The organism is Roseovarius sp. YIN77, from assembly GCF_057219155.1.
The window spans coordinates 1-1,010 of record NZ_JBXVVI010000060.1; the positions used below are offsets into that span (position 1 = coordinate 1).

1 protein-coding gene is annotated in these 1,010 nt (G+C 53.0%); it reads left to right on the forward strand.

Annotated elements, in window-relative coordinates; translation table 11 throughout:
- Positions 1–191: 191 nt before the first annotated feature.
- Positions 192–488 carry a DUF1330 domain-containing protein gene (locus tag AC2D8P_RS16600; RefSeq protein WP_484703998.1) on the forward strand — a complete coding sequence of 99 codons (297 nt, stop codon included), beginning with the start codon at positions 192–194 and terminating at the stop codon, positions 486–488.
- Positions 489–1,010: the final 522 nt, after the last annotated feature.

Sequence of the window (1,010 nt, forward strand, 5' to 3'; positions counted from 1 at the left end):
AAACTCGCCAAGATCTTTCCTGCACCGCAGCATCCGCGAAAAGCCTGAAAACAGAAAGGCTTGCGGTCGCAAAAACCAAGCATCAGTCACCCTCATAACACGGTGTTTTTCAACAGAATCGGCTCTACGCGGTCGTTGTCTGTGCCATCCGATTTGGTTACGCTCTCCTACATCAATACAGGAGATTAGACGTGCCAAAGGGCTATTGGATGGTGAACATCGCGATTACCGACGCTGACACATATGAGAATTACAAGCTTGCGGCTGCGGCGGCGGTGGCGGCACACGGCGGGCGATATCTGGTCAGGGGTGACGCAGACATTGATGTCGTCGAAGGCGAAATGTATCCGCGACCCGTTGTAATCGAGTTTGATAGCGTCGAAGCAGCGCGTGGCTGCTATGAAAGTGCTGAATACCAGTCGGCGATGACTATCCGCCAGCGTTCGGCCAACTCACGATTTGCCATCGTCAGCGGGGTCCCCGACTAGTTCCGTTTGGGTCGCAATGCAACGGCAATATCGGGCTCCGAGCCGCCTTGCGGCTGTGCAGAAAAGGTATCGGTTTCAAGCGATTGTGGATGTCGGCTTTTAACACTCCCGCTTGATCGGTTCGCGCCTGCGGAGAAAGTCCGGAATCCGCCCTTCTGTCAAAAATGTGCGTAGTGCGGTATGGATCGCTATGTGCTCAAAGCGGTCGCTTGTCGCGCGGCCCAACTAGGTCAGAAATGGGATGCCAAGTGGCTAATTCGTAAGTTATGCTCACAATCAACTCCTAAGACAATAGCTTGCTTCGACTCCGATCTCGAAGACCGGATTCAACGCGCAACAAGCGGTCGCTGTGAGAGAAATCCCCAGAAGCAAAGCGTGCTGAATAGGTAGGTTCCGATCTGTCTAGCCCCTTGTTTCAGTACCAGTGATTTGCGGTTTGTCTAAAAGGGTTTCTGGGACTGGTGGGCGCATGTTCAGAGCATGATGTGGTCTGATCTGGTTGTATTGTCTGAGCCACGTATT